Source organism: Enterobacter cloacae complex sp. P42RS (assembly GCF_014930595.1).
Classification (GTDB): domain Bacteria; phylum Pseudomonadota; class Gammaproteobacteria; order Enterobacterales; family Enterobacteriaceae; genus Enterobacter; species Enterobacter bugandensis.
This window is the reverse complement of the sequence record NZ_JADBRK010000007.1, coordinates 124,956-150,245: the sequence shown is the minus strand read 5'-3', so window position 1 is coordinate 150,245 and position 25,290 is coordinate 124,956. Positions and strand designations below refer to the sequence as shown.

Annotated in this window: 27 protein-coding genes and 1 other RNA gene; 17 read left to right on the top strand and 11 right to left on the bottom strand. The window is 56.2% G+C overall.

What is annotated here, in order from left to right; translation table 11 throughout:
• Positions 1–330: 330 nt before the first annotated feature.
• The 3 genes from rnpB to garL form a co-directional block, all read right to left on the bottom strand.
• Positions 331–707: RNase P RNA component class A (rnpB, locus tag IM314_RS11955), an RNA gene on the bottom strand.
• Between the two features lie 59 nt (positions 708–766).
• On the bottom strand, positions 767–1,657 hold the full coding sequence (gene garR / locus IM314_RS11950) for a 2-hydroxy-3-oxopropionate reductase (protein WP_041907938.1): 891 nt from the start codon (positions 1,655–1,657) through the stop codon (positions 767–769).
• A 21-nt stretch (positions 1,658–1,678) separates the two neighbouring features.
• Positions 1,679–2,449, bottom strand: a complete 771-nt coding sequence (gene garL, locus IM314_RS11945; protein WP_028014520.1) for a 2-dehydro-3-deoxyglucarate aldolase — start codon at positions 2,447–2,449, stop codon at positions 1,679–1,681.
• Positions 2,450–2,807: 358 nt separating this feature from the next.
• On the opposite strand from garL, the gene garD reads away from it, so the two are divergent.
• The 8 genes from garD to IM314_RS11905 all read left to right on the top strand — a co-directional run bounded on the left by garD (position 2,808) and on the right by IM314_RS11905 (position 10,845).
• Complete coding sequence (gene garD / locus IM314_RS11940; RefSeq protein ID WP_193359006.1) at positions 2,808–4,379, top strand: galactarate dehydratase; 1,572 nt, start codon at positions 2,808–2,810, stop codon at positions 4,377–4,379.
• 176 nt (positions 4,380–4,555) lie between these two features.
• Positions 4,556–5,410, top strand: coding sequence for a tagatose bisphosphate family class II aldolase (locus IM314_RS11935; protein WP_193359007.1), 855 nt, complete (start codon positions 4,556–4,558; stop codon positions 5,408–5,410).
• A 20-nt stretch (positions 5,411–5,430) separates the two neighbouring features.
• Positions 5,431–6,702: a tagatose-bisphosphate aldolase subunit GatZ gene (gene gatZ, locus IM314_RS11930; protein ID WP_193359008.1), complete on the top strand. Its 1,272-nt coding sequence runs from the start codon at positions 5,431–5,433 to the stop codon at positions 6,700–6,702.
• Positions 6,703–6,715: 13 nt separating this feature from the next.
• The gene (gene gatA, locus IM314_RS11925; RefSeq protein WP_104950031.1) at positions 6,716–7,183 is read left to right on the top strand and encodes a PTS galactitol transporter subunit IIA; all 468 of its coding nucleotides are present in this window, start codon (positions 6,716–6,718) and stop codon (positions 7,181–7,183) included.
• A gap of 30 nt (positions 7,184–7,213) precedes the next feature.
• Positions 7,214–7,498, top strand: a complete 285-nt coding sequence (gene gatB, locus IM314_RS11920; protein ID WP_021242240.1) for a PTS galactitol transporter subunit IIB — start codon at positions 7,214–7,216, stop codon at positions 7,496–7,498.
• A 4-nt stretch (positions 7,499–7,502) separates the two neighbouring features.
• A complete protein-coding gene (locus tag IM314_RS11915) occupies positions 7,503–8,876 on the top strand; it encodes a galactitol-specific PTS transporter subunit IIC (RefSeq protein WP_193359009.1) in 1,374 nt (457 codons plus the stop codon).
• Between the two features lie 41 nt (positions 8,877–8,917).
• Entirely contained in the window at positions 8,918–9,961 is a 1,044-nt protein-coding gene (gatD, locus tag IM314_RS11910) for a galactitol-1-phosphate 5-dehydrogenase (protein ID WP_048956691.1), read from the top strand.
• Between the two features lie 110 nt (positions 9,962–10,071).
• The gene (locus IM314_RS11905) at positions 10,072–10,845 is read left to right on the top strand and encodes a DeoR/GlpR family DNA-binding transcription regulator (RefSeq protein WP_048956693.1); all 774 of its coding nucleotides are present in this window, start codon (positions 10,072–10,074) and stop codon (positions 10,843–10,845) included.
• A gap of 13 nt (positions 10,846–10,858) precedes the next feature.
• Here the strand turns inward: IM314_RS11905 and IM314_RS11900 are convergent, their stop codons facing one another.
• Both IM314_RS11900 and rsmI read right to left on the bottom strand, forming a co-directional pair.
• Positions 10,859–11,839 (bottom strand): Fic family protein, encoded by a 981-nt coding sequence (locus IM314_RS11900; RefSeq protein WP_193359010.1) that lies wholly within the window; start codon positions 11,837–11,839, stop codon positions 10,859–10,861.
• Between the two features lie 5 nt (positions 11,840–11,844).
• The gene (gene rsmI / locus IM314_RS11895; RefSeq protein WP_193359011.1) at positions 11,845–12,708 is read right to left on the bottom strand and encodes a 16S rRNA (cytidine(1402)-2'-O)-methyltransferase; all 864 of its coding nucleotides are present in this window, start codon (positions 12,706–12,708) and stop codon (positions 11,845–11,847) included.
• Positions 12,709–12,770: 62 nt separating this feature from the next.
• On the opposite strand from rsmI, the gene IM314_RS11890 reads away from it, so the two are divergent.
• From IM314_RS11890 to dolP, 4 genes are read left to right on the top strand one after another with little or no spacing between them, the layout of a single operon-like run.
• A complete protein-coding gene (locus tag IM314_RS11890; protein ID WP_041907908.1) occupies positions 12,771–14,918 on the top strand; it encodes a penicillin-binding protein activator in 2,148 nt (715 codons plus the stop codon).
• On the top strand, positions 14,876–15,271 hold the full coding sequence (locus IM314_RS11885) for a YraN family protein (protein WP_028014533.1): 396 nt from the start codon (positions 14,876–14,878) through the stop codon (positions 15,269–15,271). The genes IM314_RS11890 and IM314_RS11885 overlap by 43 nt, the downstream gene beginning before the upstream one ends.
• 21 nt (positions 15,272–15,292) lie before the next feature.
• Positions 15,293–15,883 (top strand): DnaA initiator-associating protein DiaA, encoded by a 591-nt coding sequence (gene diaA, locus IM314_RS11880; protein ID WP_003861754.1) that lies wholly within the window; start codon positions 15,293–15,295, stop codon positions 15,881–15,883.
• Between the two features lie 9 nt (positions 15,884–15,892).
• Entirely contained in the window at positions 15,893–16,468 is a 576-nt protein-coding gene (gene dolP / locus IM314_RS11875) for a division/outer membrane stress-associated lipid-binding lipoprotein (protein ID WP_028014534.1), read from the top strand.
• A 49-nt stretch (positions 16,469–16,517) separates the two neighbouring features.
• Here dolP and IM314_RS11870 read toward each other — a convergent pair whose 3' ends face one another.
• On the bottom strand, positions 16,518–17,555 hold the full coding sequence (locus IM314_RS11870) for a permease (RefSeq protein WP_028014535.1): 1,038 nt from the start codon (positions 17,553–17,555) through the stop codon (positions 16,518–16,520).
• Positions 17,556–17,595: 40 nt separating this feature from the next.
• Positions 17,596–18,240: an NAD(P)H-binding protein gene (locus IM314_RS11865; protein ID WP_193359012.1), complete on the bottom strand. Its 645-nt coding sequence runs from the start codon at positions 18,238–18,240 to the stop codon at positions 17,596–17,598.
• 128 nt (positions 18,241–18,368) lie between these two features.
• Between IM314_RS11865 and IM314_RS11860 the strand changes: the two genes are divergently transcribed.
• Positions 18,369–18,887 carry a type 1 glutamine amidotransferase domain-containing protein gene (locus tag IM314_RS11860; RefSeq protein ID WP_193359013.1) on the top strand — a complete coding sequence of 173 codons (519 nt, stop codon included), beginning with the start codon at positions 18,369–18,371 and terminating at the stop codon, positions 18,885–18,887.
• On the opposite strand, the gene IM314_RS11855 is transcribed toward IM314_RS11860, so the two are convergent.
• Positions 18,867–19,301: a YhbP family protein gene (locus IM314_RS11855; RefSeq protein WP_193359014.1), complete on the bottom strand. Its 435-nt coding sequence runs from the start codon at positions 19,299–19,301 to the stop codon at positions 18,867–18,869. The genes IM314_RS11860 and IM314_RS11855 overlap by 21 nt on opposite strands.
• Positions 19,302–19,315: 14 nt before the next feature.
• Between IM314_RS11855 and IM314_RS11850 the strand changes: the two genes are divergently transcribed.
• On the top strand, positions 19,316–19,645 hold the full coding sequence (locus IM314_RS11850; protein WP_045260079.1) for a GIY-YIG nuclease family protein: 330 nt from the start codon (positions 19,316–19,318) through the stop codon (positions 19,643–19,645).
• On the opposite strand, the gene IM314_RS11845 is transcribed toward IM314_RS11850, so the two are convergent.
• Positions 19,632–20,135 (bottom strand): GNAT family N-acetyltransferase, encoded by a 504-nt coding sequence (locus IM314_RS11845; RefSeq protein ID WP_028014540.1) that lies wholly within the window; start codon positions 20,133–20,135, stop codon positions 19,632–19,634. The genes IM314_RS11850 and IM314_RS11845 overlap by 14 nt on opposite strands.
• Complete coding sequence (locus tag IM314_RS11840; RefSeq protein ID WP_041907898.1) at positions 20,129–20,653, bottom strand: SCP2 domain-containing protein; 525 nt, start codon at positions 20,651–20,653, stop codon at positions 20,129–20,131. The genes IM314_RS11845 and IM314_RS11840 overlap by 7 nt, the downstream gene beginning before the upstream one ends.
• A gap of 211 nt (positions 20,654–20,864) precedes the next feature.
• Here IM314_RS11840 and IM314_RS11835 point away from each other — a divergent pair, with 211 nt between their 5' ends.
• From IM314_RS11835 to IM314_RS11825, 3 genes are all read left to right on the top strand, one after another.
• Entirely contained in the window at positions 20,865–21,860 is a 996-nt protein-coding gene (locus tag IM314_RS11835; protein WP_014885366.1) for a peptidase U32 family protein, read from the top strand.
• A gap of 7 nt (positions 21,861–21,867) precedes the next feature.
• The gene (locus tag IM314_RS11830) at positions 21,868–22,746 is read left to right on the top strand and encodes a U32 family peptidase (RefSeq protein WP_045630722.1); all 879 of its coding nucleotides are present in this window, start codon (positions 21,868–21,870) and stop codon (positions 22,744–22,746) included.
• A gap of 78 nt (positions 22,747–22,824) precedes the next feature.
• A complete protein-coding gene (locus tag IM314_RS11825) occupies positions 22,825–23,832 on the top strand; it encodes a luciferase-like monooxygenase (RefSeq protein WP_193359015.1) in 1,008 nt (335 codons plus the stop codon).
• A gap of 84 nt (positions 23,833–23,916) precedes the next feature.
• Here the strand turns inward: IM314_RS11825 and mtr are convergent, their stop codons facing one another.
• Positions 23,917–25,161: a tryptophan permease gene (mtr, locus tag IM314_RS11820; protein ID WP_193359016.1), complete on the bottom strand. Its 1,245-nt coding sequence runs from the start codon at positions 25,159–25,161 to the stop codon at positions 23,917–23,919.
• Positions 25,162–25,290 lie beyond the last annotated feature (129 nt).

Sequence of the window (25,290 nt, the reverse complement as noted above, 5' to 3'; positions counted from 1 at the left end):
ATAAACAGTGGAATACGTCACACATTCATAGCCTGAATGTTTTTAATTTCAATATGTTTGTATCAAATAAGAAAATATTTGCGATCGTTCAGTTAACATTCGCAACAAATTAACAATACTGTAAATTCACCATTTTTTAGGGTGAAATTTTGTGATAACGATCGTTTGCGGTAGGCATAGCGATGCCCGAAAGGGTCATGCAGTCAAATGTGCTTAATGTCGCAAATATGAGAATTGATGTCGTTTGTGCGAGTTGCCGGGTGGCGATGCGCATACCTGGGCTACAAAACTCTAAAAGCAAAAACCCCGCCGAAGCGGGGTTCTGTAAGAAGTTGAAGCTGACCGATAAGCCGGGTTCTGTCGTGGACAGTCATTCATCTAGGCCAGCAATCGCTCACTGGCTCAAGCAGCCTACCCGGGTTCAGTACGGGCCGTACCATGTGAACCCCTATTTGGCCTTGCTCCGGGTGGAGTTTACCGTGCCACGGACTGTTACCAGCCGCGCGGTGCGCTCTTACCGCACCCTTTCACCCTTACCTGATCCCGCTTGCGCGGGCCATCGGCGGTTTGCTCTCTGTTGCACTGGTCGTGGGTTTCCCCCCCAGGCGTTACCTGGCACCCTGCCCTATGGAGCCCGGACTTTCCTCCCCTCCGCCCGTCTCCCCCGAAAGGGACGACGACGAAGCGGCGACTGTCTGGTCAGCTTCGGCGCGCAGTATAGAGGGTTTGCGCGCCGCTGTCACCCTCAGGTGCGGGCAAGATGCTATTAACGCGCCACTTCCACCTTCGCCAGTTTTTCGTAGTAGCACGCAATCGCGCTGTGATCGGCCGTACCCAGGCCATCCGCACGCAGCGCCTGCATCATCTCCATAACCGCAGCGGTCAGCGGTAGCTGTGCACCCACGCCGTGAGACGTATCCAGCGCGTTCGCCAGATCTTTGATGTGCAGATCAATGCGGAAACCGGGTTTGAAATTACGATCCATCACCATCGGCGCTTTGGCATCCAGCACCGTACTGCCCGCCAGACCGCCACGGATTGCCTGATAAACCAGGTCCGGATTGACGCCCGCCTTCGTTGCCAGCGTCAGCGCTTCAGACATGGCGGCAATGTTCAGCGCCACAATCACCTGGTTCGCGAGCTTGGTAACGTTGCCCGCGCCAATGTCTCCGGTATGCACTACGGAGCCTGCCATCGCTTTCATCAGGTCATAGTATTTGTCGAACACGGCCTTATCGCCGCCCACCATCACCGACAGGGTACCGTCGATGGCTTTCGGCTCGCCGCCGCTGACGGGCGCATCCAGCATCTCTACGCCCTTCGCTTTTAACGCCTCGCTGATTTCACGGCTCGCGAGCGGGGCAATAGAGCTCATATCAATCAGCACCAGGCCCGGCTTCGCACCCTCGATGATGCCGTTCTCCCCAAGCGCGACCTCTTTGACGTGAGGGGAATTTGGCAGCATGGTGATGATGACATCGCACTGCTCAGCAATGGCTTTAGGGGTAGTAGCTGTTTCCGCGCCCGCCGCCATCACCTCAGCCACAGACTGTGGATTGTGATCGGATACCACCAGTGAGTAACCCGCTTTAATCAGGTTCTTACTCATTGGTTTACCCATGATCCCAAGACCAATAAAACCCACTTTCAGCGTCATAATCTGTTTCCTCAATGATGGTTATTTTTTAAAAGCGTCCGCTAATTTCTGCGTCGCTGAGCGGAACACGCCGAGGTCGCTGCCGACGGCAACGAACGTGGCTCCCCACTCCAGATAGCGGCGAGCATCGGCTTCAACCGGCGCCAGAATGCCGCACGGTTTGCCGTGCGCTTTGGCGCGGGCAAAGATGTGCTGTATTGCGCGCTGTACGTCCGGGTGGCTGGCGTTGCCCAGATGCCCAAACGCCGCAGCCAGATCGCTTGGACCGACGAAGATACCGTCCACGCCGTCTGTGGCTGCAATCGCATCGACGTTATCAACGCCCTGCTGGCTTTCAATCTGAACCAGAATAGTGATGTTGCTATTGGACTGGGCGAAATAGTCCGGCACGGTGCCAAACATGTTGGCGCGGTGCGATACCGAGACGCCGCGGATCCCTTCCGGCGGATAGCGCGTTGAGGCCACGGCCAGCGCCGCCTGTTCTTCCGTTTCCACAAACGGGATCAGGAAATTGTAGAAACCGATATCCAGCAGACGCTTGATAATCACCGGCTCGTTAGTTGGCACGCGCACCACCGGAGTGCTGGGGCTACCTTTCAGCGCCATCAGCTGCGGAATAAAGGTGCTGATATCGTTCGGCGCGTGTTCGCCGTCCAGCACCAGCCAGTCGAATCCGGCCAGACCTAACACTTCGGTGCTGATAGGGTTTGCCAGCGCGGACCAACAGCCAATCTGAATCTGGTGCGCCGCGAGGGCAGCTTTAAACTTATTCGGGAAAATATCGTTATTCATCACTTAACCCTTTTTTAATTCCGCAGTTTTCGCCAGTAATATTTATTCCAGAACAGATTCTTTATATTTATTTCTCTGACTGAATGGTGGCGTTATAAAATCGTCATTCAGTATAATCGGCTCTACACGTCAGCACATTGTTTTGATGCTCAAGTATTGCGTTACATCTCAATGCTATTTTGAGCATATGCACAAAGCAGTGGGCGCTAATGCACAGAATCAAGGATTAGTCCGCCTGAAACGATCGCGATCACATTTTCACTTTTCTTCTCCTGACATGCTTTATTTCTACGTTAAGAAAACGATTATCCAACGAGTTATTTTTCATAGCTGAAACTTTGCCGGAGAAGAGTGAATAATGACCGATATTGCAATTAGAGAGGCACCCCCGACGGCGTTTTATATTAAGGTTCACGATACGGATAACGTGGCGATTATTGTCAACGACAATGGCTTAAAAGCAGGCACCCGCTTCCCGGACGGGCTGGAGCTGATTGAGCATATTCCGCAGGGGCACAAGGTCGCGTTGGTCGATATTCCTGCCCACGGTGAAATCGTACGCTACGGCGAAGTCATCGGCTATGCGGTAAGCGCTATCCCGCAGGGTAGCTGGATTGAGGAGTCGCTGGTGGCGCTGCCAGAAGCACCGCCGCTGAATACGCTTCCGCTGGCGACCCGCGTTCCTGAAGCTTTGCCGCCGCTGGAGGGCTATACCTTTGAAGGCTACCGCAATGCGGACGGTAGCGTCGGCACCAAAAACCTGCTCGGCATTACCACCAGCGTGCACTGCGTGGCGGGCGTGGTGGATTACGTGGTGAAAATCATAGAACGCAATCTGCTGCCAAAGTACCCGAATGTCGACGGCGTAGTGGGTCTTAACCACCTGTACGGCTGCGGCGTAGCGATCAATGCGCCCGCGGCGGTCGTGCCGATCCGTACTATCCACAATATCGCCCTGAATCCGAACTTTGGCGGCGAGGTGATGGTTATTGGCCTCGGCTGTGAAAAATTGCAGCCAGAGCGCCTGCTGCAGGGCACCGAAGATGTCAAAGCCATCCCGGCTGACGGCGCCAGCATCGTGCGCCTGCAGGACGAGCGCCACGTTGGTTTTCGTTCAATGGTCGACGATATTTTGCAGGTAGCAGAGCATCATCTGGACAAACTCAACCGCCGCCAGCGCGAAACGTGTCCGGCGTCGGAACTGGTGGTGGGAACACAATGCGGCGGCAGCGATGCGTTTTCCGGCGTGACGGCCAACCCGGCAGTGGGCTATGCGTCCGATCTGCTGGTTCGCTGCGGCGCCACGGTGATGTTCTCCGAGGTAACCGAAGTGCGTGACGCCATCCATCTGCTGACGCCGCGCGCAGTCAACGAAGAGGTGGGCAAACGCCTGCTGGAGGAGATGGCCTGGTACGATAATTATCTTGATATGGGCAAAACGGACCGCAGCGCCAACCCTTCGCCGGGCAACAAGAAAGGCGGCCTGGCGAACGTGGTGGAAAAAGCCCTCGGTTCGATTGCCAAATCCGGCCAGAGCGCGATTGTGGAAGTGCTCTCTCCGGGCCAACGGCCAACCAGGCGCGGCCTTATTTATGCGGCAACACCTGCCAGCGATTTTGTGTGCGGCACCCAGCAGGTGGCCTCCGGTATTACAGTGCAGGTCTTTACCACCGGGCGCGGCACGCCGTACGGGCTGATGGCGGTCCCGGTGATCAAGATGGCGACGCGCACCGAGCTGGCAAACCGCTGGTATGACTTAATGGATATCAACGCGGGCACCATCGCCACCGGGGAAGAGAGTATTGAGGACGTGGGCTGGAAGCTGTTCCATTTTATTCTGGACGTAGCGAGCGGGAGGAAGAAAACTTTCTCGGACCAGTGGGGATTGCATAACCAGCTGGCGGTGTTTAACCCGGCGCCGGTGACGTGAGTTTGCTGTAAACCTCGCTTAGCATGGCTTCGGCCATGCTTTTTTTTGCTTTCATTTCTTTCACATCCTTGCCTTTCATTTCGATTCTTTCATTTTTAAGATGGCAATCACAAAACAACATTCCGAAACCCTATATTGTCTTTCGCATAAACAAAACGAAAGGTTTCGGAGGAAAGATGTTCATCATATCGTCGAAAGCGATGCTGTTAAAAGCACAGCGCGAAGGGTACGCCGTACCGGCATTCAATATTCATAATCTCGAAACGCTGCAGGTGGTCGTTGAAACGGCCTCTGAAATGCGCTCCCCCCTGATCGTCGCGGGTACACCCGGTACGTTTAGCTATGCCGGAACCGGGAACGTGGTCGCCATCGCCAGCGATCTGGCCAAAACGTACAACCAGCCACTGGCGATCCACCTCGATCATCACGAAGATTTCGACGATATTGCGCAGAAAATCCAGAGCGGGATCCGCTCGGCGATGATCGACGGATCGCATTATCCATTCGCTGAAAACGTCGCGCTGGTGAAGAAAGTGACAGACTACTGCCACCGTTACGACGTTAGCGTGGAGGCTGAACTTGGCCGTCTTGGCGGTCAGGAGGATGACCTGGTCGTCGACAGCAAAGACGCGCTTTACACCAACCCGCAACAGGCACGCGAATTTGTTGAATTAACGGATATCGACTCATTGGCCGTCGCCATCGGTACCGCGCACGGCCTCTACACTGCCACGCCGAAACTTGATTTTGAACGTCTGGCAGAGATCCGCAATCAGGTCGATATCCCGCTGGTGCTGCACGGCGCTTCAGGTTTATCTACGGCCGATATCCGTCAGGCCATTCGCCTCGGTATTTGCAAGGTCAACGTTGCCACAGAACTCAAAATCGCCTTCTCGAATGCGCTGAAAACCTATCTCGCTTCACATCCCGAAACCAGTGACCCGCGACATTACATGGTGCCCGCCAAACGTGCCATGAAAGAGGTGGTGCGCAAAGTCATTAACGATTGTGGTTGTGAAGGAAAACTCTAAAGTCCTGACCCGGAGGAAATGTGAAAGATATTATTGCCCGCCATAAGGCGGGAGAGCATCTCGGTATTTGTTCTGTCTGTTCAGCGCACCCGCTGGTTATCGAAGCCGCATTACGGTTCGATCTGCATACCGACAACAAGGTACTAATTGAAGCTACTTCAAATCAGGTGAACCAGTTCGGCGGTTACACCGGTATGAAACCCGCTGATTTCCGTGATTTTGTTCTGAAGATCGCCAACGAGGTGGGCTTTCCGCATGAACGTTTGATCCTGGGTGGCGATCATCTGGGGCCAAACTGCTGGCAAAACGAACCGGCAGACGCGGCGATGGAGAAATCTATCGCATTGATCAAAGCCTATGTCGCGGCAGGATTTAGCAAGATCCACCTGGACGCCTCGATGTCCTGTACTGACGATCCTGTCCCACTCCCGCCAGGGAGGGTGGCACAGCGTGCTGCCCGACTGTGCAAAGCCGCAGAAGAGACAGCCACTGAAGAACAAAAAACGGCGCTAACCTACGTGATTGGTACTGAGGTTCCCGTTCCCGGCGGTGAAGCCAGCAGTATTAACAGCGTTCATGTTACCCGTGTCGAAGATGCCGCGCAGACGCTGGAAACGCATCGTGAGGCCTTTGCCGCGCTCGGTCTGAACGAGGCGATGACGCGTGTGATTGCGTTAGTTGTGCAACCCGGCGTGGAATTCGACCATACGCAAATTATTCACTATCAGCCGCACGCGGCAGAGGCGCTTTCCGGCTGGATCCGCCAGACACCCATGGTCTATGAGGCGCATTCAACGGACTATCAGACTCGTCAGGCCTATCGCGCTTTGGTTCGCGATCACTTCGCGATCCTGAAAGTCGGCCCGGCGCTTACCTTTGCCCTGCGAGAAGCCATTTTTGCCCTCGCACAAATGGAGAAGGCCCTCATCGCCCCTGAGCAACGCAGCCATGTGCTTGACGTGATCGACGAAGTCATGCTGAACGAGCCGGATTACTGGAAAAAGTACTACCGCCCTACCTGGAGCCAGGCAATGGTGGATATTCACTTTAGCCTGTCCGATCGCATTCGCTACTACTGGCCGCACCCGCGCATTCGCCAGAGCGTTGAGAAGTTAATCGCTAATCTGAGCGCAACCTCCTTGCCTCTGGGGCTGATCAGCCAGTTTATGCCCGTCCAGTTCGAACGATTGTCGATGAATGAGATCGCCGCAACACCGCAAAATCTCATCATCGACAAAATACAGGATGTATTACGCGCCTATCGATTTGGCTGCACCCCTGAACCCGTCTGATGCCGGAGAGTGTATGAGTCACGTTTTTGTCCGTACCGGAATTGTGTTTGAAACCTGCCAGCAGGCGCTGGCGCATATTGGCGAGGAGATGCTGGCTAACGGTGTTGTACACGCCACCTACCCTGCCGCCCTTCTGGAAAGGGAGATGAACTACCCCACCGGCATTGCCCTTGAACGCCATGCGGTCGCTATTCCGCACTGCGAAGCCGTACATGCGAAACACCCCGCGATTTACCTGATTCGTCCGGACAAACCGGTGCATTTTCAGCAGGCCGATGATGATGGCGAGGTCGCCGTCTCACTCATCATCGCGTTAATCGTTGAAAACCCTGCGGCGCAAATGAAATTGCTGCGCCGCCTTTTCAGTGAGCTACAAAACCCGGATACGCTGGACATGCTGCTGGCTGCGCCCGCAGAGCGCCTGGCCGATCGTTTCCGGGAGACGATCCTTGAGCCTGTCGTCTGTGCCCAGGCTTCATAACATACTGATAATTAAAAAAAGGAGTGCCCTATGAAACGCAAAGTTATTGTTGCCTGTGGCGGTGCTGTCGCCACCTCAACCATGGCAGCAGAAGAGATCAAAGAACTGTGTGAAGCCCACCACATTGAGCTGGATCTGGTCCAGTGCAGGGTGACTGAAATCGAAACCTATATGGACGGTGCAGACCTGATTTGTACCACGGCGAAAGTTGACAGAGCCTTTGGCGACATCCCTGTGGTGCATGGCATGCCGTTTGTATCCGGCGTCGGCATCGAAGCCCTGCAGCAAAAAATTCTGACCATCCTCGAGGGGTAAGAACATGTTTACCGAAATCATGCGGTACATCCTCGATCTGGGGCCAACCGTAATGCTGCCAATCGTCATCATCATCTTCTCTAAGCTGTTGGGGATGAAGCTGGGCGATTGCTTTAAATCCGGCCTACATATCGGCATTGGCTTCGTCGGGATCGGGCTGGTTATCGGCCTGATGCTTGACTCCATCGGCCCGGCGGCCAAAGCGATGGCTGAGCAGTTCCAGATTAACCTGCACGTGGTGGATGTCGGCTGGCCAGGTTCATCCCCAATGACCTGGGCATCACAGATTGCACTTATCGCAATCCCTGTTGCGATTGGCGTCAACGTTGTCATGCTGGTGACGCGGATGACGCGGGTGGTGAACGTCGATATCTGGAACATCTGGCACATGACCTTCACCGGTGCGATGCTGCACCTGGCAACCGGCTCTTACTGGCTGGGGATCCTGGGCGTTGTGGTGCACGCCGCGTTTGTTTACAAGCTGGGGGACTGGTTTGCCAAAGACACGCGGGACTTCTTCGGTCTGGAAGGGATTGCCATCCCTCACGGCTCGTCAGCTTACCTCGGTCCGATCGCCGTTCTGGTCGATACGATTATCGATAAAATCCCAGGTCTTAAGCGTATTCATTTTAGCGCTGACGATGTGCAAAAACGCTTTGGCCCGTTTGGCGAACCGGTCACGGTTGGGTTTGTGATGGGACTGGCGATTGGCATGCTGGCAGGCTACGACGCCAAATCCGTTCTCCAACTGGCCGTGAAAACCGCCGCCGTGATGCTGCTGATGCCGCGCGTAATCAAACCGATTATGGACGGCCTGACGCCGATTGCTAAACATGCCCGTAAACGTCTGCAGGCGAAGTTTGGTGGGCAGGAGTTCTTAATCGGTCTCGATCCGGCGCTGCTGCTGGGCCATACGTCCGTCGTCTCCGCCAGCCTGATTTTCATCCCGCTTACCATCCTGATTGCTGTTCTGGTGCCGGGCAACCAGGTGTTGCCGTTCGGTGACCTTGCCACCATCGGCTTTTTTGTGGCGATGGCGGTCGCGGTGCATCAGGGCAACCTGTTCCGCACGCTTATCTCTGGCGTCATCATTATGGGCATTACGCTGTGGATTGCGACCCAGACCATCGGCCTCCACACCCAGCTTGCGCAAAATGCTGGCGCATTAAAAGCTGGCGGGCTGGTGGCCTCTATGGACCAGGGCGGTTCACCCATCACCTGGCTGCTCATCCAATTTTTCACCTGGCAAAACCTGGTGGGGTTCATCGTGATTGGTGCAATTTACGTCACCGGCGTCCTGCTCACCTGGCGACGTGCCCATGTGTTTAACGCGGCAGAAAAGAACGCCGCTAACCCGCAAAGCCAGACGATGTCTTGATCCCCGGGGAGCCATGCTCCCCCTCTTTTTCTGGAGTGAATATGAAATCAGTTGTAATTCACGCTGAGGGCAACGTGCGCGTTGAAGAACGTCCAATCCCTCACATACAGGCTGCGGATGATGTGCAGGTGCGTATTGCCTGCTCAGGATTATGTGGCTCCGATATCCCGCGAATTTTTGCCGGAGGGGCACATTATTATCCCATCACCCTGGGACATGAATTTAGCGGTCATGTCGAAGCCTGTGGTGCCGAAGTGCACGACCTCAAGGCAGGCGATCCGGTTGCCTGCGTGCCATTACTGCCCTGCTTCTCCTGTCCGGCGTGCGAAAAAGGCTACTACTCGCTCTGCAAGCAGTATCAGTTTGTCGGATCTCGTAGCGAAGGCGGTAACGCGGAATATATCGTGGTGAAGCGCGCAAACCTGTTCCGCCTTCCTGCAGAGATGGCAATTGAAGATGGCGCATTTATTGAGCCCATAACCGTAGGGCTACACGCATTTCATCTCGCTTCCGGCTGCGAGGGTAAGAACGTCATCATTGTCGGCGCAGGAACGATCGGCCTGCTGGCGATGCAGTGTGCGCTGGCATTAGGCGCCAACAGTGTTACCGCGGTTGACATCAACGACGATAAGCTCGCGCTGGCAACAGCGCTGGGGGCAACTCAGGTGTTTAATAGCCGCTCTCTGGCCGCAGAGGACATCTTCAACGCCTTGAGCGACAACCCGTTTGATCAGTTGGTTCTTGAGACTGCTGGCACACCGCAAACCGTTACGCTCGCCATTGATATCTCAGGGCCGCGCGCCCAGGTCGCTCTGGTGGGTACGCTGCATCACGACCTGAACTTACCTGCGGCGACATTTGGCAAGATACTGCGTAAGGAGTTGACGCTTCTGGGAAGCTGGATGAATTATTCGGCCCCGTGGCCGGGTGAAGAATGGGAAACCGCGGCGCGCCTTCTCACAGAGAAAAAACTACAGCTAAAGCCCCTTATTGCTCATACCGGCAATTGCGATAGCTTTGCTCAGGCCGTGCAAGGACTCAACGGTGCGCCAATGCAGGGCAAAATCATGCTGCGCTTCGCGTAGTGCTTCGAGCCAGCAACCTGAGCTGGCTCACATTTACTTTCGAATATTACCGTACACCTTTCGCATACCTTCGATTAGAATAGAGGCAGTTAATTATCAGGCATTTCAATATGAACTCATTTGAGCGACGTAATAAAATCGTTGACCTCGTCAACGCTCAGGGCAGTGTCATGGTGCTGGATCTGTCGAATATGTTTGGCATTTCAGAAGTAACGATTCGAACAGATCTGCGCCTGCTGGAAGAGAAAGGATTGGTCACGCGTTTTCACGGTGGTGCAGCAAGACCCGGCAGCAGCCTGGCGGAAAGCGAAAATCAGGAAGTGGTACTGGAGGATCGTTATCAGCTGGCGAGCGACCCGAAAAAGCGGATCGCACAGGCTGCAGCGGCAATGATTGAAGAAGGGATGACGATCATTCTCGATAGCGGTAGCACCACCATGCTCATCGCCGAAGCACTCACCAAAAAAGCCAATATCACCGTCATTACCAACAGCCTGCCTGCCGCGTTTGCCCTCTCGGAAAATAAAGATATTACGCTCGTGGTCTGCGGCGGTACCGTGCGCCATAAAACGCACTCTATGCATGGCACCATCGCCGAGCGCTCTTTGACCGGGATAAGCGCGGATCTGATGTTTGTCGGCGCGGACGGTATTGATGCCACCAACGGCATTACAACGTTCAATGAAGGCTATTCGATTAGCAGCGTTATGGCTGCCGCCGCGCATAAGGTGATTGCCGTGCTGGACGCCAGCAAGTTCAACCGGCGCGGGTTCAACCAGGTGTTGCCGATGGAAAAAATCGACTGTGTGATTACGGATGATGGGATCGGAAAACACGAAAAAGAACTGTTGGGTAAAACGGGCACCGAGATCATTACGGTTTAGCAAACGACGCAGGTCAGCGTATGACCTGCCAGCTTCCCCCTTTCCTTGCCCCCAGGCGTTTTAATTTACCTTTTGTTTGCAAAGAATGGAGATAACGTTCCGCAGTGCGGGAAGCCACGCCCAGTGCAGAGGCCAACATTACCGCAGTCATTTGCGGCTGAACGGTAAGAAGCTCAAGGATGGACTTTTCCTTTTCCGACAGTTCTTCCGACATTTTTTCCGACATGATGGACGACATACCTATGCCTTCCCGCAAAGCTTCGGTCATATTTTGCAGCATAAATTCCACGAATGCCGTGCAATCACTGGCCCGATCGCATTGCCCTAAAATCTGGTAATAGCGCGCTTGCTGGAAGTGAATGAGCGTCTCAACGGGCAGCCATGCAAGTTCGGCGCGCCACTGGCTTAAGATCAACGTTTGCCACAGCCGCCCCATGCGGCCATTTCCATCCGAAAAGGGATGAATAAACTCAAACTCGTAATGAAATACCGAGCTGACAATCAGCGGGTGAAGATCGGTTTGCTTAAGCCAGGCAAGAAGATCGTCGATAAGACGGTTCATCTGTGAGGCTGGCGGAGCCATGTGGACTAACTGGTTTCCACGGTACACCCCTACGTCCCCATTTCTGAGCGTTCCGGGATGATCGACCAGACCCTTCATCAATAATCGGTGTGCACTGAGTAAGTCGTTGAGCTTCCAGGGCTTCCATTCGGGCAATTTCTCATATGCCAGGATAGCGTTGCGTACTTCCTGAATATCTTTTTCAGGAGCAAGTACGCGTTTGCCATCCATGATTGCCGTCACCTGCCCTGTCGTCAGCGAGTTATGTTCAATGGCTAGCGAGGCCTGAATGGTTCGAATACGGTTCTCTTTACGGAGTAGCGGAGAAGTTCGACCTGAATGTGCCGCCCAATGTCCTAATAGCTCACCAATCTCAACCACCTGATTGAGGATAAAGGGTGTGATGGTGAAAGGAGGCTGATAGCGGCTCATCTGGCTTACTCCCCCTGCTGCTCCAGCGCATACTTATACAGCGCATTTTTCTTCACGCCGTGGATCTCTGCCGCTAATGCCGCCGCTTTCTTCAGCGGCAGTTCCGCCTGGAGCAGCGCCAGCGTGCGCAGCGCATCAGCAGGCAGGGCATCCTCTTCCGCCCTATGCCCTTCGACAATCAGTACCATTTCGCCTTTGCGGCGGTTTTCGTCTTCCTTCACCCACGCCAGCAGTTCACCGACTGGCGCGCCGTGAATGGTTTCCCAGGTTTTGGTCAGCTCGCGCGCCAGCACCACGTAGCGGGATTCGCCCCAGACGGTGACCATATCTTCCAGGCTTTCCAGCAGGCGGTGCGTGGATTCGTAGAAGATCAGGGTACGCGGCTCGGCTTCCAGTTCCTTTAATACATCGCGACGGCCTTTGGATTTGGCAGGGAGGAAGCCTTCATAGCAGAAACGGTCAGACGGCAAACCTGCGGCGCTCAATGCAGCAATCGCGGCGCACGGCCCCGGCAGGGGTACCACGCGAATACCGGCTTCGCGACAGGTGCGCACCAGATGGTAGCCAGGATCGTTAATCAGCGGCGTCCCGGCGTCAGAGACCAGCGCGATGTTCAGCCCCTCTTTGAGCTTCGCCACCAGCGTTTCGGCTTTTTGTTGCTCATTGTGATCGTGCAGGGCAAACAAACGGGCGTTAATCGCGAAATGTTGCAGCAGTAAACCGGTGTGGCGGGTGTCTTCAGCGGCAATTAAATCAACAGCTTGCAATACGTTCAGCGCACGTTGGGTAATATCAGACAAATTCCCGATAGGAGTAGGTACAATATAAAGCTGGCCTTGAGAATTATCTGCCGTTTCGTGTTGTTTCATTGTTTCGTCCGTATTGCCGATTTAATATTGAGCATTGCGTAAAAAAAATCACTGGATACAGTATGGTACCGTTAACGTTTCTTCGAAAAAAAGCCACGCGCAGCGTGCCGCTGCTGCTCGCAGCCCTGATTTTTGCAGGCTGTGGCACCCAGGCACCTGACCAGAGCACCGCCCATCTTCAGGGCTCCGCTCAGGCTGATTCTGGCTTTTATCTGCAACAAATGTCGCAGAGTACAAATGATACCAGGATCAACTGGCAATTACTCGCCATTCGTGCACTGCTGAAAGAGGGCAAAACCCAGCAGGCTGCCGAGCTGTTCGGCCAACTGCCGAAAGAGCTTAACGATACTCAGCAACTTGAGCAGAGCCTGCTCTCTGCCGAGCTGAAGGTCGCGCAGAAAGATTATGATGGCGCGAAAAAGATCCTGGGGGGCATCGACCTGAGCGCGCTGGATAAAAACCAGCAGGCGCGCTTCTGGCAGGCGGGCATTACCGCTGAGCAGGGACGCCCTTCCCTGACGCTCCTGCGTGCCTTGATTGCCCAGGAGCCGCTGCTCGCCGGTGCCGACAAGCAGAAAAATATTGATGCCACCTGGCAGGCGCTTGCCTCGATGACCCAGGATCAGGCAAAGGCGCTGGTCATTAACGCGGACGAAAACGTGCTTCAGGGCTGGCTTGATCTGCAGCAGATGTGGTTTAACAACCGCAGCGATCCAAAAATGCTGAAAGCCGGTATTACCGACTGGCAGACCCGTTACCCGCAGAACCCGGGCGCAAAAATGCTGCCAACCCAACTGGTGAATGTGCAGAACTTTAAGCCTGCGTCGACAAGCAAAATTGCGCTGCTTCTGCCGCTGAATGGCCAGGCGGCAGTGTTTGGCCGTACGATTCAACAGGGCTTTGAAGCGGCGAAAAACGGCACCACGCCGGTAACGGGCAGTGCGGTTCCGGTGCAGGCAGCGCAGGCGGCCAACGTGAACGACGTTGTCAGTCCCTCTGCCGCCGAGACCAGTGACCTGACCACCGCACAAACCCCGGCGCAGGGTACAATGCAAAATCCGGTTACCGCACCGACTACCCCTCCAGCGACGGCAGCACCAGCAGCACAGGCTCCGGCTGAGGCACAAGCGACGCCTGCACCAGAGGCAACGGCAGAACAGCCTCAACAGCAGCCGGCACAACCAGCATCACAACCTGCCGCTCAGCCGCAGGCCGTGGCGACCGCCAGCGCGAACCCTGGCGCTGAGCTGAAAATCTACGACACCAGTTCGAAGCCGCTTGACCAGGTGCTGGCGCAGGTTCAGCAGGACGGGGCAAGCATCGTTGTCGGCCCGCTGCTGAAAAACAACGTGGAAGAGCTGATGAAGAGCAATACCACGCTGAACGTACTGGCGCTCAACCAGCCGGAACAAGTTCAGAACCGGGCCAATATTTGCTACTTCGCACTCTCTCCGGAAGATGAAGCCCGCGATGCGGCACGTCATATCCACGAGCAGGGTAAACAGGCCCCGCTGCTGCTGATCCCGCGCAGTACGCTGGGCGATCGCGTGGCTAATGCTTTTGCCGACGAGTGGCAGAAGCTGGGCGGCGGCATCGTGCTGCAGCAGAAATTCGGTTCCGTCTCTGAACTGCGTGCGGGCGTTAACGGTGGAGCGGGTATCGCGCTTAACGGCAGTCCGGTTTCCGCCAGCCTGCCGCAGCAGCAGAGCGTGACCATTGGCGGCCTGACCATCCCTGCCCCGCCAACCGACGCGCAGATAAGCGGTGGTGGTAAAGTGGATGCGGCCTATATCGTTGCCACGCCGCAGGAGATCGCCTTTATCAAGCCGATGATCGCGATGCGTAACGGCAGCCAGAGCGGCGCAACGCTCTACGCCAGCTCCCGCAGCGCACAGGGCACCGCAGGCCCGGATTTCCGTCTGGAAATGGACGGCCTGCAGTACAGCGAAATCCCGATGCTGGCGGGCAGCAACCCGGCGCTGATGCAGCAGGCGCTAAGCTCCGTACGTAACGACTACTCTCTGGCGCGTCTGTATGCGATGGGTGTTGATGCGTGGGCGCTGGCAAACCACTTTACCCAGATGCGTCAGGTACCGGGCTTTGAGCTTAACGGCAACACCGGCGATCTGACCGCCACTCAGGACTGTGTGATTAACAGGAAGTTATCATGGCTCAAATACCAGCAGGGGCAAATCGTCCCGGCCAGTTAAGCCGTAAAGAGACCGGCGATGCGTGGGAGTTAAAAGCGCGTCGCTGGCTCGAAGGCAAAGGACTGCGCTTTATCGCCGCCAACGTCCGCGGGCGCGGCGGCGAAATTGATCTGATCATGAAAGACGGTCAGGTGATTGTGTTTGTAGAAGTCCGCTTTCGACAGTCTTCCCGTTTTGGCGGTGCTGCCGCCAGCGTGACGCTCGCCAAACAACATAAATTATTACAGACTGCCCACTTGTGGCTTGCCCGCCATAATGGGAGCTTTGATACTGTGGATTGCCGTTTCGATGTGATAGCCTTCACCGGAAATGAGATCGAATGGCTTAAAAACGCTTTTGGCGAAGACGCATAATTAAGATTTAAAAGGGATAACGTGCTCGAAAGAATTAAAGTGTGCTTCACAGAAAGCATCCAGACTCAGATTGCCGCGGCGGAAGCCCTTCCGGACGCGATCTCTCGCGCTGCAATGACGCTGGTGCAATCCCTGCTTAACGGCAACAAAATCCTCTGTTGTGGCAACGGAACCTCAGCCGCCAACGCACAGCATTTTGCTGCCAGCATGATTAACCGTTTTGAAACCGAACGCCCGAGTTTACCTGCCATTGCACTTAATACCGATAATGTGGTCTTAACAGCGATTGCTAACGATCGTCTGCATGACGAAATTTACGCAAAGCAGGTGCGCGCCCTGGGGCATGCCGGCGATGTGCTGCTGGCGATCTCCACGCGCGGCAACAGCCGGGACATCGTCAAAGCCGTTGAAGCCGCCGTTACCCGCGACATGACCATCGTCGCCTTAACCGGCTATGACGGCGGTGAGCTGGCGGGTCTGCTCGGGCCGCAGGATGTGGAAATCCGCATTCCGTCTCACCGTAGCGCACGTATCCAGGAGATGCATATGCTCACGGTGAACTGCTTATGCGATTTGATCGATAACACGCTTTTCCCTCACCAGGATGATTAAGGAGTTTTTATGAAGGCTTTATCGACCCTCGCAGTCCTTATGTCTGCATTACTGCTTCAGGGATGTATTGCTGCGGCCGTTGTGGGTACTGCCGCAGTAGGCACCAAAGCGGCGACCGATCCGCGCTCTGTGGGAACGCAGGTGGATGACGGTACGCTGGAGCTGCGGGTCAACAGTGCGCTGTCGAAAGACGAACAAATCAAGAAAGAAGCGCGTATCAACGTGACGGCTTATCAGGGCAAAGTCCTGCTGACGGGTCAGGCACCGAATACCGAACTCTCCAGCCGCGCGAAGCAGATCGCAATGGGCGTTGAGGGCACCACGGAAGTCTTCAATGAAATCCGCCAGGGTCAGCCAATCAGTCTGGGCACCGCGTCGTCTGACACCTGGATCACCACCAAAGTCCGCTCCCAGCTGCTGGGTTCAGACCAGGTGAAATCCTCAAACGTGAAGGTAACGACCGAAAACGGTGAAGTGTTCCTGCTGGGTCTGGTGACCGATCGTGAAGGGAAAGCGGCGGCGGATATCGCCAGCCGGGTGAGCGGCGTGAAGCACGTCACCACCGCGTTTACCTACATTAAGTAATCCACGTCTGACTAAAGGCCCGGTAGGCGCGAGCGCCACCGGGCTTTTTTTACATCAATGCAATACTCCCCACCATCACTCCGCTCAACGCCACCAGCCCCGCCGTCAGCCACAGCGCTTTCGCCGGGAAAGACTTACGCAGCATGATGAGCGACGGCAGGCTGATTGCCGGCAAGGTGATAAGCAGCGCCAGCGCCGGTGCGGTACCCATACCGGCCAGCATCATGGTCTGGACAATCGGAATTTCTGCCGCCGTGGGGATCACAAACAGGCAGCCTGCAACGGCCATCGCAATCACCCACATCAGCGTGTTGTCGATTGCGCCATCCGCATGCGGGAAGAGCCAGACGCGCGCCGCGCCCAGAACCAGTACCGCCAGGATATAGACCGGAATGGTGCTCCAGAAAAGCTGCCACAACGCCTTACCCCAGCGAGTGAAGAAACCGCCCTGCGGTTCGCTGACGTCCAGTTCAACGGCTGCGGGTTCGACGGCAGTATCCTTCACCAGTTTTTGTACCAGCGTCGCCACCACCAGCACCGTCAGCAGCCCGGCAACCAGACGGATAGCGGCAAAATGCCAGCCGAGCACAAAGCCCATAAACACCAGCGTCGCCGGGTTGAGCAGCGGGTTCCCCATCCAGAATGCCAGCGCACCGCCCATGGATACGCGCTGGCGGCGCATACCCGCCGCTACCGGTGCGGCACAGCAGGAGCACATCATGCCCGGCAGAGAGAAAATCGTCCCCAGCAGCGTGCCCTGAAAGCGCGGCTGCCCGAGTGTTTTCACCAGCCAGTTTCGTGGAATAAGTACCTGAATCAGCGATCCCAGGATTACCCCTAAGACGGCAGCTTTCCACACCGCCAGGAAGTAGACCATGGCGTAATCCCATGCCGCCTTCAGCGGGCTGGCATCAGCCTGAGCGAGTATAGATTTACCGATGCTGTGCGTTTCGGCGGCGGTGAAAGCTTTGCCGTAGTACGGCTGCCATTTCACATACCAGAGGCCAATGATGACCACGAGAAAGAAGAGTGCGGGCTTCCACCATTGGACAGGTGTTGCCGCCTGAGATGAAGACTGACCAGTCATACCATTCCCCGGAGAGTGTTATTTAATAAGCCGGAGAAGTTTACGCCTCGCCCTGCGCGATTTCACGCAGTTTTGCCGAAGGGATGATATTGACGCCCTCCTGCGACGGTGCCAGCGCCTCTTTCAGCATCGCCTGCGCGACGTCCCGTGCCTCGATGGACTTCCAGTTACCCGGCAGGATGCGAAACAGCGGGGCGAAGAAGGATTCGTTAAAACGCCGTTCGTCGCGGTGGCCCATCAGCATGGAAGGTCGCACGATTGTCAGGCGCTCCCACTTCTGCGCAATCAGCGCCTCTTCCATTTTGCCCTTCACCTGATTGTAAAAAAACGGTGAGCCGGTGCTGGCGCCGTGCGAGCTCACCACCAGGAAATGTTTTGCCCCCATCTTTTTCGCCGTCAGGGCGGTATCCACCACCAGCGTGTAGTCCGCATGGACGAACGCTTCTTTACTGCCCGCCTCACGCCGCGTCGTGCCCAGGCAGCAAAAGGCGATATCTATAGGATCCTGCACCTGCGCCAGCGCGTCGGTGAGCTGGGGATCGTGCGGGTTATAGACGCCGGTGATATCCAACAGCGGGCGGCGCGTCGGGGCGGCAATATAGTTGATATGCCGGTCCTGGATCAGCAACCGCAACAGATGTCCACCCACCAGCCCGGTTGCGCCGGTAATCAGTACCTGACTCATCTTATCCCCTTTACAGAATTGTCCGTTTGCGATCTGGACCTGCTCTACCACACTTAAAAGTCTGTTACCGGTAAGTATTTACCACAAACGGGAAAAAAACAGTCTGAAGCGAAAACAACGGAGGAAGCATGGGTAAAAAAATCGCAGTCTTGATTACCGACGAGTTTGAAGATTCAGAATTTACGTCGCCAGCTGATGCATTCCGCAAGGCAGGCCACGAGGTCATCACCATTGAGAAAGAAGCGGGTAAAACCGTGAAGGGCCACAAGGGCGAAGCCAGCGTGACCATAGATGAGTCCATCGATAACGTCAGCCCGTCAGATTTCGACGCCCTGCTGTTACCGGGCGGCCATTCACCGGATTCCCTGCGCGGGGACGAGCGTTTCGTCACCTTTACCCGTGACTTCGTCGGCACCGGCAAGCCGGTCTTTGCCATCTGCCACGGCCCGCAGCTGCTGATCAGCGCTGAAGTGGTCCGCGGGCGTAAGCTTACGGCGGTGAAACCGATCGTTATCGATCTGAAAAACGCAGGGGCCGAGTTTTACGATCAGGAGGTGGTCAACGATAACGACCAGCTGATCACCAGCCGGACCCCGGACGATCTCCCGGCGTTTAACCGCGAAGCGCTACGCCTGCTCGGCGCGTAGCCAGTGAAGCTTTTTGCCAAAGCCCAGGGTGTTGTCGGTAAATTTCAGCTCATCAACGCGGATTTCCCACACCGGGGCTTTTAGCGCAGCAGCAACCGGGAAGCGGCGCGTGTAGCGTTTACGCTGTGCGTCGCTTTCTTCACCTTCCAGACGACGAATTTCGCCTTTGAACTGCACGCCGCGGATCAGCGCGACGGTTTTGGGCTGGCCGTTGACCGTGCCCGCCACTTTTGCCTGCTGGCCGGTCATCTGGGCATGCCGCGTTTTGTCCTCACTCATGACGTAAAATGCGACGCGTTCAGGATCGTAGTAGTAAAAGGCGTTGGCGCACCACATATCGCCCTCGCTATATACGCACCAGGTCACGACGTGCTGCTTTGCCAGCCAGCGGTTAATGGCGGCCAGTGTTTCCATTTTCGTTCTCTCTCATGCTATGGTGCGTTCACCTTAACATACTGAATCTGTTTACCGTGTGCTGGTTTCTCTATCTTGTCCGAACCGCTGATAACGCACTCTACACCGGGATCACCACCGATGTGGCGCGGCGTTTTTTACAACATCAAACGGGGAAAGGGGCAAAAGCGCTGCGGGGGAAAGGCGAACTGCAACTGGCTTTTTCTGCCGCCGTGGGGGACAGATCGCTGGCACTCAGGCTGGAGTACCGTATTAAGCAACTAACGAAGCGCCAGAAGGAGCGCCTCGTGACCGGAGACGGCTCCTTTGAGGCGCTACGCGAGAGCCTGATTAAAAGCGATTAAAATGGTCGTGGTAGTCCACCAGACCATTTACGCCGTTCAGGGCATCATCCGCCAGGCGATGCACCTGGAAGGCGGATTCGGTACCCGGCCAGCGGCAGCGAAGATCGTAATGCGCGGCCTGCTCGAAGCCTAAACGGCCATAGAACGCCGGATCGCCCAGCGTGACCACGGCGGCATAACCAAACTCATTCAGCGAGTCCAGCCCTTCATAGACCAGCTGGCGCGCCAGGCCCTGCCCGCGGTAGTTTTCATCTACCGCCAGCGGTGCCATGCCCACCCACTGAAGATCTTCACCCTGAACGATCACCGGGCTGAAGGCAACATAGCCGACAACCTGACCTTCGTCATCGGTGGCAACCAGCCCCAGCGTGATCAGGCCGTCTTCACGGAGATCGTGGACCAGTTGGGCTTCCGCATCGCTCTCAAAAGCGCGGCGTAATAACGCATCGATACCCGGTGCATCAATCCCTATTTCGACTCGAATCAGCATGGCTCACCTACTGAAGTGTGTTTACTGTCCGGCGGGGATTTCAGCCCCGCCTCAACGAAATCTGCCATTTGCATCAACATCACGCGCAGCGCTTTCGGCATCTGCTCCAGCTCAATGGCATCCATTAAATTCTTAACGTACAGGCCAAGCTCCGTGTCGCCCTCAATCACCAGACGGCGCTGGAAGAAGAGTGTGTCCGGGTCCTGCTTACGCGCGGCAATCATCAGCAGGTCGCTGGCGTTGGCGCTAAAGCTCACGTCCGCCTCGGCGATTTCACGGACGATCAGCTGGTCATTCTCAACGGAGGTAAACCAGCGCAACCCGATGTCACGCACCTCAATGCTCAACCAGCGGCCTTCCAGGAATTCCAGCTCGCCATCCTGCAGCGCCTGGCGGAACTGCCAGCTCAGGACCTGCTCCAGCACCTGACGTTTAAGCGCGAACGGCGCCAGCCTGACCGGCACGCTCAGCATTGATGGACCGAATTGTACGAGACGTGAACGCAGTTTATCCAGCACGAGCTTTACTCCCTGATAGCTATAGTCCCGCTATTTTGCCACATCCGTTCCAGAACATAGCGGCGTAAATCAACAAACCATCGTCGGACGTACCCCATTATTGGTGCCATCAATACGCCATTAGCTGCCTTAAATCAAAAATTGTCGCGTATGGGTTAATTAAAATCCCAGCTCGTTAACAATTTTGCTATCGACTACATCAGGATAATTTATGGAGCTGCTCTGCCCTGCCGGAAACCTTCCGGCGCTTAAGGCGGCCATCGAGAATGGGGCCGATGCGGTCTATATCGGGCTGAAGGATGACACCAACGCCCGCCATTTTGCTGGCCTTAACTTTACGGAGAAAAAGCTTCAGGAAGCCGTTAACTTCGTTCATCAGCACCGCCGCAAGCTGCATATTGCCATCAACACGTTTGCCCATCCTGACGGTTACGCCCGCTGGCAGCGCGCGGTGGATATGGCAGCACAGCTGGGCGCCGATGCGTTAATCCTGGCCGACCTCGCCATGCTTGAGTATGCAGCAGAACGCTATCCGCATATTGAGCGCCACGTCTCTGTTCAGGCATCTGCCACCAACGAAGAGGCGGTGCGTTTTTACCATCAACACTTTGACGTCGCCCGCGTGGTGCTGCCGCGCGTGCTCTCTATTCATCAGGTTAAGCAACTCGCGCGCGTCACGCCAGTGCCGCTGGAGGTTTTTGCCTTTGGTAGTCTGTGCATCATGGCCGAAGGCCGTTGCTATCTTTCTTCTTACTTAACCGGTGAATCGCCGAATACCGTCGGGGCCTGCTCCCCTGCCCGCTTCGTCCGCTGGCAGCAGACCCCACAGGGGCTGGAGTCGCGTCTGAATGAAGTTCTGATCGACCGCTATCAGGACGGTGAAAACGCGGGTTATCCGACGCTGTGCAAAGGCCGCTACCTGGTCGACGGCGAGCGCTACCACGCGCTGGAAGAGCCCACCAGCCTTAATACGCTGGAGCTGCTGCCGGAGCTGCTGGCCGCCAATATTGCCTCGGTGAAAATTGAAGGTCGCCAGCGCAGTCCGGCCTATGTGAGCCAGGTGGCGAAAGTGTGGCGTCAGGCCATCGACCGCTGCATGGCGGACCCGCAGAACTACGCCCCACAGGCGGCGTGGATGGAGACGCTCGGATCGATGTCTGAAGGCACGCAAACCACGCTGGGCGCGTATCACCGTAAATGGCAGTGAGATAACCATGAAATATTCATTAGGGCCGGTGCTCTACTACTGGCCAAAAGAGACGCTGGAAGATTTTTATCAACAGGCCGCCACCAGCAGCGCCGATGTGATTTACCTCGGTGAAGCAGTGTGCAGCAAACGCCGCGCCACCAAAGTGGGCGACTGGCTGGAGATGGCGAAAAGCCTGGCCGGGAGCGGCAAGCAGGTGGTGCTGTCAACGCTCGCGCTGGTGCAGGCTTCGTCCGAACTGGGCGAGCTGAAGCGCTACGTCGAAAACGGTGAGTTTCTGCTGGAGGCGAGCGACCTGGGGGTAGTGAACATGTGCGCCGAACGCAGGCTGCCGTTTGTCGCAGGCCATGCGCTGAACTGCTATAACGCCGTCACCCTGCGCCTGCTGCTCAAACAGGGAATGACCCGCTGGTGCATGCCGGTGGAGCTCTCCCGTGACTGGCTGGCAAACCTGCTGAATCAGTGCGACGAACTGGGCATTCGCCATCAGTTCGAAGTGGAAGTGCTGAGCTACGGTCATCTGCCGCTGGCCTACTCTGCCCGCTGCTTCACCGCGCGATCGGAAGACCGCCCGAAAGATGAATGTGAAACCTGCTGCATCAAGTACCCGAACGGGCGCAGCATGCTGTCGCAGGAGAACCAGCAGGTGTTTGTCCTGAACGGCATTCAGACCATGAGCGGTTACGTCTATAACCTCGGCAACGAGCTGGCGTCGATGGACGGACTGGTGGACATGGTGCGCCTGTCGCCGCTGGATACCCGCGTTTTCGCGATGCTGGACGCCTTCCGCGCCAACGAAAACGGCGCGTCGCCGCTGCCGCTGGCGGCAAACAGCGACTGCAACGGTTACTGGAAACGTCTGGCCGGGCTGGAACTTCAGGCCTAAAAAAGGCTCACTTTGTTAACAACGGTTATCATTTTTTAATGCAGTATTAAAGATTGACCGTCGACAAAGTGAGCTGTTATGACTGACAAAACCCTTCCGTTTTCGGTGCTGGATCTGGCGCCGATCCCACAAGGCTCCTCGGCAAGAGAAGCCTTCACGCACTCTCTCGATCTGGCTCAGCTGGCCGAAAAGCGTGGCTATCACCGCTACTGGCTGGCAGAACATCACAACATGGTCGGCATTGCCAGCGCCGCTACATCGGTGCTGATTGGCTACCTGGCAGCGAATACCACCGCTTTACACCTTGGCTCCGGTGGCGTGATGCTGCCGAACCACGCCCCGCTGGTGATTGCCGAGCAGTTCGGGACACTGAACACCCTCTATCCGGGCCGTATTGACCTGGGGCTTGGCCGCGCGCCGGGCAGCGACCAGCCGACCATGCGCGCCCTGCGCCGCCATATGAGCGGCGATATCGATAACTTCCCGCGCGACGTGGCGGAACTGGTGGACTGGTTCGACGCGCGCGATCCGAACCCGCACGTGCGCCCGGTGCCGGGCTATGGCGAGAAGATCCCGGTGTGGCTGTTAGGCTCAAGCCTGTATAGCGCGCAGCTCGCCGCGCAGCTGGGGCTGCCGTTCGCGTTCGCCTCCCACTTCGCGCCGGATATGCTGCATCAGGCGCTGCACCTCTACCGTACGAACTTCAAACCGTCCGCGCGTCTGGAGAAGCCGTACGCGATGGTGTGTATCAACATCATTGCCGCTGACAGCAATCGCGACGCGGAATTCCTGTTTACCTCTATGCAGCAGGCGTTTGTGAAGCTGCGCCGCGGCGAGACGGGCCAGTTGCCGCCTCCGGTGGAAAATATGCATCAGCTGTGGTCGGCCTCCGAGCAGTATGGCGTGCAGCAGGCGTTGAGCATGTCGCTGGTGGGTGATAAGGCAAAAGTGCGTCACGGGCTGGAAGCAGTGCTGCGTGAAACGCAGGCGGATGAAATTATGGTCAACGGCCAGATTTTCGATCACCAGGCGCGTTTACATTCGTTTGACCTGGCGATGCAGGTGAAAGAAGAATTGGTGGGGTAGTTTTTTGCCGGATGGCGGCTTCGCCTTATCCGGCCTACGCGATCCCTGTAGGCCCGGTAAGCGTAGCGCCACCGGGCAATGTGTTTACTGGTACACAGGCAACAGGTTAAAGCTCGACAGCACGTGGACCAGCGCGTTACCCACCCCAAATACCAGGATCAGCGCAATCATCGGTTTACCGCCCCAGACGCGGAATTTCGGACTGCCGAAGCGTTTACGTGATTTACGTGCCAGCAGCGCTGGCACAATCGCCGCCCAGATGGTGGCCGCCAGCCCTGCATAGCCGATGGCATAGAGGAACCCGTTCGGCCACAGCAGACCGCCGACAATCGGCGGCAGGAAGGTCAGAAGCGCCGTCTTGAAACGCCCCATCGCAGAATCGTCAAAGCCAAACAGATCCGCCAGGTAGTCAAACAGGCCCAGCGTCACACCGAGGAAAGAGCTCGCCACCGCGAAGTTAGAGAAGATCACCAGCAGCAGATCCAGGCTGCGGCTGTTCAGCACGCCGCTCAGCGCCTGCACCAGCACGTCAATGTTACCGCCCTTTTGCGCAATGCCGATAAACTCCGGGCGCGGGATGTTGCCCATTGTCCCCAGCAGCCAAATCACATACAGCCCAAGCGCCAGCAGCGTGCCGTAGACCAGGCACTTCACGATCGTGCGCGGATCTTTGCCGTAGTACTTCATCAGGCTCGGCACGTTGCCGTGGTAGCCGAACGACGCCAGACAGAACGGCAGGGTCATTAGCAGATACGGCGTGTAGGAGGTCCTAACTTCCGCGACGTTAAACAGCGTGGCGGGCGTAACGTGCCCCAGCAGGCTGCCGAAGGTCAGGAAGAAGGTGATGACCTTCGCGCCCAGCACAATCGCCGTCATGCGGCTCACCGCTTTGGTGCTCATCCAGACGATAAACGCCACGCCCAGCGCAAAGCAAAGCCCGGCCAGACGCGCCGGAACGTTCAGCGACATCTCCGAAAAGGTGTGATGCAGAATCGAGCCGCTTGCTGAGATGTACGCGTAGGTCAGGATGTAGAGCACAAATGCGATGGAAAGGCCGTTCACCAGGTTCCAGCCTTTGCCCAGCAGATCTTTGGTGATGGTGTCGAAGCTGGAGCCAATGCGGTAGTTCAGGTTCGCTTCAAGGATCATCAAGCCGGAATGCAGCATGCAGAACCAGGTGAACACCAGCGCGGCCAGCGACCAGAAGAACCACGCACCGGACATGACCACGGGCAGGGAAAACATCCCGGCACCTATAATGGTTCCGCCGATGATCACCACGCCGCCAAGCAGCGAAGGTGACGTTTGGGTGGTGGTTAGTGTCGCCATACAGCCTTTTCTCCAGTTAATTATGCGGTTCTGCATTTTAGTGTGACGCACTGTACCAGTACAAGAGTACAAAGGGAATAAAAAAAGCCCCGATAGCATGTATCGGGGCTGTATATTTTACTTTACGTC